The sequence below is a fragment of the Nocardioides sp. GXQ0305 genome, assembly GCF_050880345.1.
Lineage (GTDB): Bacteria > Actinomycetota > Actinomycetes > Propionibacteriales > Nocardioidaceae > Nocardioides.
On the sequence record NZ_JBNYXG010000002.1, the window covers coordinates 257,896 to 269,695 of the forward strand.

Annotated in this window: 11 protein-coding genes; 5 read left to right on the plus strand and 6 right to left on the minus strand. The window is 73.0% G+C overall.

The annotated features are described in order from the left end of the window. Nucleotides 1–62: 62 nt before the first annotated feature. The 5 genes from ACQ1X7_RS06085 to ACQ1X7_RS06105 are packed head-to-tail and all read right to left on the minus strand — an operon-like array spanning nt 63 to nt 4,815. On the minus strand, nt 63–839 hold the full coding sequence (locus ACQ1X7_RS06085) for an IclR family transcriptional regulator (protein WP_432477274.1): 777 nt from the start codon (nt 837–839) through the stop codon (nt 63–65). Beyond that, the gene (locus ACQ1X7_RS06090; RefSeq protein WP_432477275.1) at nt 836–1,612 is read right to left on the minus strand and encodes an enoyl-CoA hydratase; all 777 of its coding nucleotides are present in this window, start codon (nt 1,610–1,612) and stop codon (nt 836–838) included. The genes ACQ1X7_RS06085 and ACQ1X7_RS06090 overlap by 4 nt, the downstream gene beginning before the upstream one ends. Continuing rightward, nucleotides 1,609–2,820, minus strand: a complete 1,212-nt coding sequence (locus tag ACQ1X7_RS06095) for a CaiB/BaiF CoA transferase family protein (RefSeq protein ID WP_432477276.1) — start codon at nt 2,818–2,820, stop codon at nt 1,609–1,611. Before ACQ1X7_RS06095 ends, ACQ1X7_RS06090 begins: the two co-directional genes overlap by 4 nt. 13 nt (nt 2,821–2,833) lie before the next feature. Then, a complete protein-coding gene (locus ACQ1X7_RS06100; RefSeq protein WP_432477277.1) occupies nt 2,834–3,367 on the minus strand; it encodes a gamma carbonic anhydrase family protein in 534 nt (177 codons plus the stop codon). Then, on the minus strand, nt 3,364–4,815 hold the full coding sequence (locus ACQ1X7_RS06105) for an SLC13 family permease (protein WP_432477278.1): 1,452 nt from the start codon (nt 4,813–4,815) through the stop codon (nt 3,364–3,366). Before ACQ1X7_RS06105 ends, ACQ1X7_RS06100 begins: the two co-directional genes overlap by 4 nt. 209 nt (nt 4,816–5,024) lie before the next feature. On the opposite strand from ACQ1X7_RS06105, the gene ACQ1X7_RS06110 reads away from it, so the two are divergent. Genes ACQ1X7_RS06110 through ACQ1X7_RS06120 form a run of 3 tightly spaced genes read left to right on the plus strand, consistent with a single transcriptional unit; the run spans nt 5,025 to nt 9,762 of the window. Then, nucleotides 5,025–6,191: a pyridoxal-phosphate-dependent aminotransferase family protein gene (locus tag ACQ1X7_RS06110; RefSeq protein WP_432477279.1), complete on the plus strand. Its 1,167-nt coding sequence runs from the start codon at nt 5,025–5,027 to the stop codon at nt 6,189–6,191. Beyond that, a complete protein-coding gene (locus ACQ1X7_RS06115) occupies nt 6,188–9,094 on the plus strand; it encodes an FAD-binding and (Fe-S)-binding domain-containing protein (protein WP_432477280.1) in 2,907 nt (968 codons plus the stop codon). Before ACQ1X7_RS06110 ends, ACQ1X7_RS06115 begins: the two co-directional genes overlap by 4 nt. Beyond that, nucleotides 9,091–9,762: an HAD family hydrolase gene (locus ACQ1X7_RS06120; RefSeq protein WP_432477281.1), complete on the plus strand. Its 672-nt coding sequence runs from the start codon at nt 9,091–9,093 to the stop codon at nt 9,760–9,762. Before ACQ1X7_RS06115 ends, ACQ1X7_RS06120 begins: the two co-directional genes overlap by 4 nt. A 72-nt stretch (nt 9,763–9,834) precedes the next feature. On the opposite strand, the gene ACQ1X7_RS06125 is transcribed toward ACQ1X7_RS06120, so the two are convergent. After that, on the minus strand, nt 9,835–10,254 hold the full coding sequence (locus ACQ1X7_RS06125) for a GlcG/HbpS family heme-binding protein (protein WP_432477282.1): 420 nt from the start codon (nt 10,252–10,254) through the stop codon (nt 9,835–9,837). Nucleotides 10,255–10,300: 46 nt separating this feature from the next. On the opposite strand from ACQ1X7_RS06125, the gene ACQ1X7_RS06130 reads away from it, so the two are divergent. Both ACQ1X7_RS06130 and dapD read left to right on the plus strand, forming a co-directional pair. Beyond that, nucleotides 10,301–10,852 (plus strand): NUDIX hydrolase, encoded by a 552-nt coding sequence (locus ACQ1X7_RS06130; RefSeq protein WP_432477283.1) that lies wholly within the window; start codon nt 10,301–10,303, stop codon nt 10,850–10,852. Then, nucleotides 10,849–11,796, plus strand: coding sequence for a 2,3,4,5-tetrahydropyridine-2,6-dicarboxylate N-succinyltransferase (gene dapD, locus ACQ1X7_RS06135; RefSeq protein ID WP_432477284.1), 948 nt, complete (start codon nt 10,849–10,851; stop codon nt 11,794–11,796). The genes ACQ1X7_RS06130 and dapD overlap by 4 nt, the downstream gene beginning before the upstream one ends. Nucleotides 11,797–11,800 lie beyond the last annotated feature (4 nt).

Here is an 11,800-nt window from a genome sequence, read left to right on the forward strand (position 1 = left end):
AGGTGGCGATGGTGACCAGTGTAGGCGGTAGCGGGGGTTCTCGCAGTTCCGCAGTACGGAAGTCAGGCACGACGGCCCTCCCTCCCGGCCAGGCTCCGGGCGGCCGACTGGAGCACCCTCGCGAGCGACGGGACGGCCTTCCGGGTCACCCGGCTGGTCGGCCCGGACACCGAGACCGCGGTGGCGGGGTTCACCGCGACCGCGACGCAGCGCACCCCGAGCTCCTGCTCGCCGTCGTCGACGGCGTACCCCTGCTCGCGGACCCGGGCGAGCTCCTCGAGCATCCGGTCGACGTCGGTGATGGTGTGGGAGGTGGTGGCCGGCATCCCCGCGGCGGTCAGCATCCGGCGTACGTCGTCGTCGGGCAGCTCGGCCAGCAGGGCCTTGCCGACGCCGGTGCAGTGCGCGTAGACCCGACGGCCGACCTCGGTGAACATCCGCATCGTGTGACGGGTCGACGGCACCTGGGCGACGTAGACGACCCGGTCGAGGTCGAGCATGGCGAGGTTGGCGGTCTCCCCGGTCTCCTCGGCGAGCGCGTGCAGCGGCGGGCTCGCCCAGGCCTCGACCGACGCCCGGGCGCCGGAGCCGAGCCCGATCAGCCGCGGTCCCAGGACGTAGCGGCGCGACGGCATCTGCAGGACGTAGCCGCGGGCTACGAGGGTGCGCACGATCCGGTGGATGGTCGGGCCGGGGAGGCCCGACTCCTCCGCCAGCCGGCTCAGCGCGATCTCGCCCTCGGCGGCGGCCATCAGCTCCAGGACGTCGAAGGCGCGGCCCAGGGACTGCACGCCCGCCGAGGCGCGCACCGGGGAGCCGTCGGTCGGCTTGGCGTTCATCGGCCCTCCCACCGCGCGGGCTCGCCGGAGCCGAAGCCGGCGACCGCGCGGCGGAAGTCCTCGCTGCCGAAGGCGGCGCTCACCAGGTCGTCGCCGTCGGGCAGCGACGCCTGCCGGAGGCGGGCGACGGCTGCCTTGCTCGCCCACATCGTGAGCGGGGCGTGCCGGAGCAGCGTGTCGACGACGTCCTGCAGCGCCGAGTCGAGGCCGTCGTCGTCGCACACGTCCGCCACGAAGCCCGCAGCCGCCGCCTCGTCGGCCGACAGCAGACGGGCCCGCAGCAGCAGGTCGAGGGTGCGCGACGTGCCGAGGTGGGCGGCCACGACGGACACCGAGTTGATCGAGAGGCAGTTGCCCAGCGTCCGCGCGATCGGTACGCCGAACCGGGAGGAGCGGGTCGCGACCCGGAGGTCGCAGACCGCCGCGAGCGCCAGACCGCCACCGAGGCAGTAGCCCTCCACGGCGGCCACGGTGGGGACGGTGACGCTCTCGAGACGGTTGACCACCCGGGTGATCCGCGCCTCGTACGCGACGCCGTCCGCGCCGTCGTGGAAGTCGCGGAAGGCGCTGATGTCGGTGCCGGCGGCGAACGCCCGGCCCCCGGAGCCCCGGACGACGAGCGCCCGGACGTCGTCGTCGGAGTCGGCGCGCTCGCAGGCCTCGAACAGTGCCTCGTACATCTCGAAGGTGAGGGCGTTGTGCTGGTCGGGGCGGTCGAAGGTGACCGTGAGCACCGGCCCTGCCAGGTCGACGACGACGTCGTGATCGCTCATCCGGGGTCCGCCTCTCCCACCACGCCGGCCTCCACCAGCCGGTCGATCTCCGCCTGGTCGTAGCCGGCGACCTCGAGCGCCGCGCGGGTGTCGGCGCCGAGCACCGGGCCGGCGGCGCCGCGCCGGGCAGGGGTCCGCGAGAAGCGCATCGGCGATCCGACCTGCCGCACCGCGCCCGCCACCGGGTGGTCGGCGTCCCAGAAGAAGTCGCGGGCCGCGAGGTGCTCGTCGGTGAACACCTGGCCGTAGTCGGCGATCGGGGCGCAGGGGACGCCCGCCTCCTCCAGCCGCGCGACCAGGTCGTCGGTCGTGAACCGGACGGTCTGCTCCTCCACGAGTACGGCCAGCTCCTCGCGGCGGGCGTGGCGGGCGGAGGAGTCGACGAAGCGCTCGTCGTGCTCGAGGTGCTCCAGTCCGAGCACGCGGCACAGGCCCGACCAGGTGCGGGGCGTGATCGCGCCGAGCGTGGCGTGGCCGTCAGCCGTCCGGAAGGCCTGGTACGGCGCCTGGCTCTGGTGGGCCGACCCCAGCGGCCCGCCGACCTCGCCGGTGGCGAACCACCGACCGGCCTCCCACACCGCGAGCGAGACGCCCGACTCGAGCAGCGAGACGTCGACGTACTGGCCCTCGCCGGAGCGGTCGCGCTCGCGGAGCGCGGCAGTCACGGCGAGCGCGGTGTAGACGCCGCAGACCAGGTCGCACACGGGGACCCCGATCTTCGCCGGCTCACCGTCCGGGGCCCCGGTGATGCTCATCAGCCCGCCCCGCGCCTGGGCCATGATGTCCAGGCCCGGCCGGTCGGCGTGCGGGCCGTCCTGGCCGAACCCGGACGCCGAGGCGTAGACGATGCCGGGGTGGACGGCGCGCACGTCGTCGTAGCCGAGGCCCAACCGGCGCATCGCGCCGGGACGGAGGTTCTCGACGACCACGTCGCAGGCCGCCGCCAGACGCAGGAACGCCTGCCTCCCCTCGTCGGACTTGAGGTCGAGCGCGAGCGAGCGCTTGGACCGGTTCAGCCGGAGGTACGGCGAGCTGTGGCCCTCGACGAACGGGCCCGTGGTGCGGACCGGCTCGCCGCCGTCGGGGTTCTCGACCTTGAAGACCTCGGCCCCGAGGTCGGCCAGCTGCATCGTGGCGAAGGGCGCGGCCATGAACACCCCGACCTCCAGGACCCGGACGCCCGCCAGCGGCGCTCCCCCGTCCGTCATCGCCGGGCCTCCCTCATGCGGTCCCACGGTAGCGACGTGCCCGGCTCACGTACGACGCGGCGCCCGAGCGCATCCGCTCCCGCTCGGCGTCGGTGACCTCGCGCTTGACCTTGCCGGGGATGCCGGCGACCAGCGAGCCGGGGGGCACCTCGGTGCCCTCGAGCACGACGGCGCCCGCCGCCACCAGCGACCCGGCGCCGACCACGGCGCCGTTGAGGACCACCGCACCCATGCCGATCAGCGCGTCGTCGCCGACGGTGCAGCCGTGGACCACCGCCCGGTGCCCGATGGTGCACCGCTCCCCCACCCGGACCGGGAAGTCGGGATCGGAGTGCAGGACCGAGCCGTCCTGGACGTTGCTCCTTGCCCCGACGTCGATCGGGGCGCCGTCGGCGCGGATGACCGCGGAGTACCAGACGCTGGCGTCCGCGGCCAGCCGGACCGCCCCCACGAGGGTCGCCCCGTCGGCCACGAAGGCCTCCGGGTCGACCTCGGGCGTGGTGCCGTCGTACGCGACCACCCGCGCGCCGTCCGGGGCCCCCGTCACCGCAGGACCGGCAGGTCGAGCGCCTGGTTGCCGATGACGATCAGCAGCAGCCAGGTGACGAACGGCGCGATCGCGACCATGGAGAAGCCCCACTTGAGCAGGCTCTTGTAGACCTTGTCACGGTCGGCCTCGTTGGCGTTCGCCACCACCAGTGCCCCGGAGGTGGAGTACGGCGAGGAGTCGACCACCGAGGACGAGATCGCCAGCGCGGTCACCAGGGCAACGACGCCGAGCACGGCGTCGGGGCCGTCCAGGAACGGCACGGCGAGCGGGATCAGCGCGCCCAGGATGCCCGTGGTGGAGGCGAACGCGGAGACCACGCCACCGACGTACAGGATCAGCAGTGCCGCGATGGTGACGGCCCCGAGCCCGGCCGCCCAGTCGCCGAGCCAGGTGATCACGTCGCGCTCACCGGCCGGGTCCAGGGCGGGGTTCTGCAGCAGGCTGACGTAGGTCACGATGCCGCAGACCAGCAGCACGGTCGGCCAGGCGATCTCACGGACCGCGCCCCGGGTGACCGACGGGTTCACCAGGCAGAGCAGCGACCCGATGAGGAAGGAGAAGAACCCGACGTCGAGCTGCAGGAAGAACGCGCCCAGGGTCAGGACGATCATCCCGGCGAGGGTCAGGCCCCGGTGGAGGTCCAGGGTCGTGACCGGCTCGGAACCCGGCTCGGCGTTCGGAGAGGCGCTGGAGCCCGAGGTTCCCCGCTGGCCGGTCTGCTCGGCCGGGCCCTGGCGGACCCCGCCCGCGCTCACCGTGGAGCCGTCGGACGCGACCAGCACGCCTTCGCCGGCGTCGCGGACGCCCATCAGCCGCGTCCCCCCGAAGAGGACGAAGGTGACGACGCCGAGGACGACGTTGAAGACCAGCGAGGCGAGGAACAGGAAGAGCGGGCTGCCGTCGAGGCCGGCCCCGGCCACCACGTCGTTGGTGATGGAGCCGAAGATGCTCAGCGGCGAGAAGCCGCCCGCGGTGGCGCCGTTGATCACCATCAGGCCCATCAGCAGCTGCCGGATGCCGTACCTGCGCGCAAAGGTCATGCCGATCGGAGCGATGATCGCGACCGCGGCGGGCACCACGGCGCCGATGCCGGTCAGGACCGCGGTGACGCCGAAGAACACCCAGGGGATCAGGGCCACGCGGCCGCCGACCGACTGCACGGCCGCGTGGACCAGCCAGTCCACCGTGCCGTTGTTCTTGGCGATGCCGAAGAGGAAGGTGACGCCCGCCAAGGTGATGAAGAGATCACCTGGGAAGCCGTCCGCGATCGCACCGGACTTCTCGTCGAGGGCTTCCGGACTGAACCCACCCGGCAACAACCAGATCCCGAGGACGAACGCGGCCGAGATGGCCAGTGCGCCCATGTGGATCGGGAGGAACGTGGCGATCAGGAAGATCCCGCACAGGACCAGCAGCGAGATGATGGCGACAAATTCGAGCGACAAGGGGACGAGACCTCTCGTGAGCGGGGTGGCGACGGCGGCATCACGAGGGTTCCGAGACAATTCCGCGATCCGGAAAAGTGACGCCAGTCACCCCGCATCACAGCATGGGTGTCCACGCTCGTCAACCGCCGATTGCGGCTGGGTGAGACCGTGGTTAGATTTCACATGCCGAATCAACCGCCCTGGCTCCGTCGTACGAGAGGACACGCATGTCCCGGCCCACCGGTCGCCACTTCCTGCAGATCCCCGGCCCCAGCAACGTGCCCGACGAGGTGTTGCGGGCGATGTCCGCCCCGACCATCGACCACCGCGGTCCGGACTTCGCGGAGCTCGGCCGGACGGTGCTCGACGGTGTGGGTCCGGTCTTCGGAACCACCAACCCGGTGGTGATCTACCCGTCGTCGGGAACCGGCGCCTGGGAAGCCGCGCTGGTCAACACCCTGTCCCCCGGTGACCGGGTCCTCTCCTTCGAGACCGGCCACTTCGCGCTGCTGTGGCAGAAGATGGCCGGCGAGCTCGGCCTCCAGGTCGACCTGGTTCCCGGCGACTGGCGGCACGGCGTCGACCCGGACGTCGTGGAGGAGCGCCTCACGGCCGACACCGGCCACGAGGTCAAGGCGGTGTGCGTGGTCCACAACGAGACCTCGACCGGCGTGACCAGCCGGGTCGCCGAGGTCCGGGCCGCGATCGACCGCGCCGGCCACCCCGCCCTGCTGCTCGTCGACACCATCTCCTCCCTCGGATCGATCGACTACCGCCACGACGAGTGGGGCGTCGACGTCACCGTCAGCGGGTCGCAGAAGGGGCTGATGCTGCCTCCCGGCCTCGGCTTCAACGCCGTGAGCGACAAGGCGCTCGAGGCGTCCAGGAGCGCCGGCCTCAAGCGGTCCTACTGGGACTGGGAGCCGATCCTCGAGGCGAACCAGCGCGGCTTCTGGCCCTACACGCCGGCGACCAACCTGCTCTACGGGCTCCGGGAGGCGCTGCGGATCCTCGACGAGGAGGGCCTGGCGAACGTGTTCGCGCGTCACCAGCGGCACGCCGAGGCGACCCGGGCCGCCGTCCGCGGCTGGGGCCTGGAGATCCTGTGCGCCGACGAGCGCGAGCACTCCGGGGTGCTGACCGCGATCCTGCTCCCCGACGGCCACGACGCCGACCAGGTACGCCGGGTGATCCTCGAGCGCTACGACATGTCCCTCGGCGCCGGCCTCGGCAAGGTCGCGGGCACCGTGTTCCGGATCGGGCACCTCGGCCACTTCAACGACCTCACCCTGGCGGGCACCCTCGCCGGCGTGCAGATGGGGCTGCGTCTGGCCGGCGTGCCGATCGACGATCGCGGGATCGAGGCCGCGCTGGCCCGGCTGGAGCAGCCGTGACCGCCACCGAGGTCGAGGGGCAGCAGGAGGCCCTGCGGCGCCGGCTGGAGCGTGATCTCGAGGGCGAGGTCGCCTTCGACGACTACAGCCGCCACCTGTTCTCCCGCGACGCCAGCATGTACACGATGCTGCCGCTCGGCGTGGTCTACCCGCGCAGCTCCGACGACGTCGCCGCCGCCGTGGCGGCGGCCGCGGAGCTCGGCGTACCGATCACCCCCCGCGGTGCCGGGACCAGCCTCGCGGGGCAGACCGTCGGCGCCGGCCTCGTGCTCGACACCTCCCGCCACCTCGACCGCATCCACGAGCTCGACCCGTCGTCGCGCACGGCCGTCGTCGACGTGGGCGTCGTCCAGGACCAGCTCAACCAGGCAGCCGCTCCTCACGGGCTGCTGTTCGGGCCCGACACCTCGACCAGCAACCGCGCCACCATCGGCGGGATGACCGGCAACAACTCAGCCGGCAGCGGCAGCCTGCGCTACGGCATGACGATCGACCACGTGCAGGCGCTCGACGTGGTGCTCTCCGACGGGTCGACCGCGCGGCTGGAGCCGGTCGACGAGGCCGAGCGTGCCCGCCGTGCTCGCGAGGACACCCTCGAGGGCCGGATCTACGCCGGCCTGCCGGCGATCATGGAGCGGCACGCCCGCTCCATCGCCGAGGACTTCCCGCCGTTCTGGCGGCGGGCCTGCGGCTACCGGCTCGACCGGCTCGCCGATCCCGCCACGCCCTTCGACCTCGCGAGGTTCGTCGTCGGCTCGGAGGGGACCCTGGCCGTCACCACCCGCGCCGAGGTCGACCTGGTGCCCAAGCCGCGGCACACCGTCTTCGCGGTGGGCCACTTCGAGTCCATCCCCGCCGCGATCGACGCCACCACCGACGCGCTCTCGCTCGACCCGGCGCAGGTCGAGCTGATGGACAAGACGATCCTCGACCTCTCCCGCAGCAAGATCGAGTTCGCCGACCTCGGCAAGAGCCTGGAGGGCGACCCGGTCGGGCTGCTGTTCGTCTCGTTCACCGGCGACGACCTCGACGAGATCACCCACCGGCTCGACCAGCTGATCGAGCTGTGGCGGGACCACGGTCACGGCTACCACACCCTGCGCGCGGTCACCGCCCAGCAGCAGGCCGCGCTGCTCAAGGTCCGCAAGGCCAGCCTCGGCCTGCTGATGGCCAACTCGGTCGGCACCCGCCGCCCGGTCGCCTTCGTCGAGGACACCGCCGTCGACCCCGTCCACCTGAGCGAGTACACCCAGCGCTTCAAGGACGTGCTCGACCGGCACGGCCTCGAGGCCGGGTTCTACGGCCACGCGTCGGTGGGGTGCCTGCACGTCCGGCCGTTCGTCGACGTCGCCGACCCGTCGCAGGTGGTGGCGATGCGAGCGGTCGCGACCGAGGTCAAGGACCTGGTCCGCGAGTACGGCGGCGTCAACTCCAGCGAGCACGGCGACGGCCTGGTCCGCAGCGAGTTCAACCGGGAGATCTTCGGCGACGACCTCTACGAGGCGATGCGCGAGGTCAAGGCGCTCTTCGACCCCGGCAACGTGATGAACCCCGGCAAGATCGTGGACGCGCCGTCGATGACCGACCACCTGCGCGACGCCGCACTCCCCGAGGCGGGCCCCCTCCGGACCACCCTCGACTTCGAGGTGGTCGGCGGGATGCGCGGCGCGGCCGACCGGTGCATGAACATCGGGGCCTGCCGGAAGACGACCGCCGGCGTGATGTGCCCGTCGTACATCGCGACCCGGCTCGAGGAGGACTCCACCCGCGGGCGGGCGAACGCCCTGGTGAAGGCGCTGAGCCAGGCGGACCCGAAGGCCGCGCTGGCCGACGAGCGGCTGCACGAGATCCTCGACCTGTGCCTGATGTGCAAGGCGTGCAAGAGCGAGTGCCCCCTCGGCGTCGACATGGCGTCGCTCAAGAGCGAGACGCTCCACCAGCACCACCAGGTGCACGGCACCCCGCTGCGCTCCCGCGTGTTCGGCGCGATCCGGCGGCTCAACAGGCTGGGCTCGGCGACGGCGCCGTTGTCGAACCTGCCCGGCCGGGCGCCGTTCCTGCGGCGGGCGATGGGCCGTCGGGTGGGCATCGCCCCCGAGCGGCCGTTGCCGGTGTTCGCCCGCGAGACGTTGCCGCGCTGGTTCTCCCGGCGTACGCCGGCCTCGGCTGGCGGCGCCGGAGAGGTCACGTTCCTGGCGGACTCGTTCACCAGCTTCACCGAGCCCGGCGTCGGTCGCGCGGCGATCGAGCTGCTCGAAGCCGCCGGGCACACCGTCCGCCTCGAGAGCGGCGGCTGCTGCGGCCGGGCCAGCATGTCCAAGGGCCTGCTCGACGACGCCCGGAAGCAGGCCGCCGGGCTCGCGCGTCGCCTCTCGGCCGGGTCCGCCCCCGGCACCCCGATCGTCGGCTGCGAGCCGTCGTGCCTGTTCACGCTGCGTGACGAGCACCGCGCCCTGCTGCCCGACGACCCCCACGTCCGCGACGTCGGCGGACGGGTGCGGCAGGTCGAGGAGCTGCTGAGCGAGGCCGTCGACGACGGCCGGCTCCGGCTCGCGTCCGACTCCTGGCTGGCCGGGCGGAAGATCCTCTACCACGGCCACTGCCACCAGAAGGCCGAGGTCGGCACCGCTGCGACCGTCGCGCTGCTGTCCCGCATCCCGGGTGCCGAGGTCGCCGAGGTCGACGCCGGCTGCTGCGGCATGGCCGGGTCGTTCGGCTTCGAGGCCGAGCACTACGAGATCTCGATGCAGGTGGGCGAGGACCGGCTGTTCCCGGCCGTCCGCGCCGAGCCGGCGGACACGGTGGTGGCCGCGACCGGCGTCTCGTGCCGACAGCAGATCGGCCACGGGACCGAGCGCGAGGCCCGGCACCCCCTCGAGCTGGTCAGGAGCGCACTGGTGTGACCGCCCCGGTCGTCACGTTCGACCTGTTCTCGGCCCTGATCGACTCGCGCACCGGCGGGTCCGCGGCGCTGGACGAGCTGGCCCACGGCCGCGGCTGGGAGGTCGTCGGGTCACAGCTGTACGACGCCTGGGACCCGCGCAACAAGGCGGCCCAGCGCGACTGCCGCGACTGGGTGCCGTGGCGGGTGCCCGCGCGACGCGCGATGACCGGGGCCTACGAGGCGCTGGCCCTGGAGGGCGACCCGGCCGAGGCGGTCGAGGTCCTCGCCGCGTCGATGCCCGGCTGGCCGCTGTGGCCCGACGTCGCGACCGGGCTCCCGCTGGTCCGCGAGGCAGGGTGGCGACCCGGGCTGCTGTCCAGCGTCGACGACGACCTGTTCCTCAGCACCGCGGCCGCGCCGCTGGTCGACCACGAGGTCGCGCTGACCTCCGAGCGACTCGGCGTCTACAAGCCGCACGCGGCCGTCTACCAGCAGGCGGTCGACCTGCTCGGCGCGCCCGTGCACGTGCCGACGTCCGCCCGCGACGTACGCGGCGCGCTCGAGGCGGGCATCCGCGTCGTACGCCTGCGGCGGCCGGGCCACGACCTCGACCCCGACGGCCCCCGCCCCCACCACGAGGTCGACTCCACCCACGACCTCCCGGCAGCCCTCGCCACCCTCGGATGAGCTCTGCTTCCTCGGGTACTCCAGTGAGAAGTGGCCCCCACAGACGTGCACCAGGGGCCACTTGTCACTGAACTACCCCGCTTCGGCGCTGAACCCGGCGGCGGCGACGGCCCGGGAGCAGACCGCCTCGTCCTGGTCGCCGGTGCCGCCGCTGGCGCCGAGGGCGCCGAGCAGGACACCGTCGCGGTAGACCGGCACCGCGCCGGTCTGGGGCGTGAAGCGGCCGTGCGTCATCGCCGTGAGCGCGCCGGCGAAGTTCGGCATCGGCTCCATCTTGGCCTTCTGCCCCGCGCTCGGCATCCCGTACGCCGCGGACGTCCAGGCCTTCCCCTGGGCGACGTCGGCGCTGACCCAGGGCGCGCCGTCCATCCGCGCCAGGCTGACCAGGTGGCCGGCGGGGTCCATCACCGCGAAGGACATCGGCACGCCCAGCTCGGTGGCGGCCTCACGAGCGGCGGAGCAGAGGGAGGTGGCGTCGTCGAGAGTCAGCATGCTCGCCAGTCTGCCGCACGCCCCGAGCGGGTGAGAGGCTGCGGGGGTGCCCCCGGAGGACGAGGTCGTCGCGCTGTACGACGCCGCAGGTCGACCGGCCGGGACCGCCACGCGGGCGCAGGTGCGGGCGCGCAACCTGACCCACGCAGCGACTGCCGTCGTCGTGCGCGACCGGCTCGGCCGGGTCCACGTGCACCGGCGTACGACCACCAAGGACCTCTACCCCGGCCGGCACGACTTCGCGGCCGGAGGGGTCGTGGCCGCCGGCGAGGACCCCCGCGACGCCGCGTCCCGCGAGCTCGAGGAGGAGCTCGGCGTGCACGGTGTCGAGCTCGAGCCGCTGGGCGTCGCCCACTACGGCGACGACCGGACCGACTACTGGGCGCACCTGTTCACGACGAGCTGGGACGGCGCCGTACGGCTGCAGCCCGAAGAGGTCGCGTGGGGCGACTGGTGGACGCTCGATCGGCTCGTGGACGCGCTGGACACCGCCCCCGAGGAGTGGATGCCCGACACGGCCGCCCTTCTCGGCGGCTGGCTCCGCGAGCAGGCCGCCTCACCCGGAAGTGGGGGTGCGTCCGTAGGCTGGCACCCGTGACCGACACACCCTCCACTGCCTGGGGCTGGGGCCTGGCCACCCTCGACGCCGAGGACACCGTGCTCGACGTGTGGTTCCCGGCACCGGCCCTCGCTGCCCCCGACGACTCCCCCGAGCCCGGCGAGCTCACCGCCCTCACCGGCGACGACGAGACGCGCGGGATCACCCGACGCGTCACCCGCGTCGTCGTCGACGACCTCCAGCAGCCCATCACCGGGACCGAGGACGCCTGGCTGCGGCTCCACCTGCTCTCGACCCGGCGGGTCGCACCGCAGACGATCTCCATGGACGGCGTGTTCGGCGCCCTCACCAACGTGGTGTGGACCTCGGTGGGCCCGTGCGCGGTGAAGGGCTTCGAGTCCACCCGCGCCCGGCTGCGCGCGGCCGGCCACCACGTCACCGTCTTCGGCATCGACAAGTTCCCGCGGCTGGTCGACTACGTCTCGCCGGCGGGCGTGCGCATCGCCGACGGCGACCGGGTCCGTCTCGGCGCCCACCTCGCCGAGGGGACGACGGTGATGCACGAGGGATTCGTCAACTACAACGCCGGGTCGCTCGGCGCCTCGATGATCGAGGGCCGGGTCTCCGCCGGTGTCGTGGTCGGCGACGGCTCCGACGTGGGCGGCGGCGCCTCGATCATGGGCACCCTGTCCGGTGGCGGCAAGGAGGTCGTCCGGGTCGGTGAGCGCTGCCTGATCGGCGCCAACGCCGGCATCGGCATCTCCCTGGGCGACGACTGCGTCGTGGAGGCCGGCTGCTACGTCACCGCCGGCACCAAGGTCACCGTCTCCGACATGGAGGGCAAGCCGAAGGTGGTCAAGGCGCTCACCCTGTCCGGCGTCGACAACATCCTGTTCCGCCGCAACTCCGTCTCGGGCGCGATCGAGGCCGTCCCGTGGCAGGGTCAGGGGAGCGAGCTGAACGCCGCGCTCCACGCCAACTAGGACT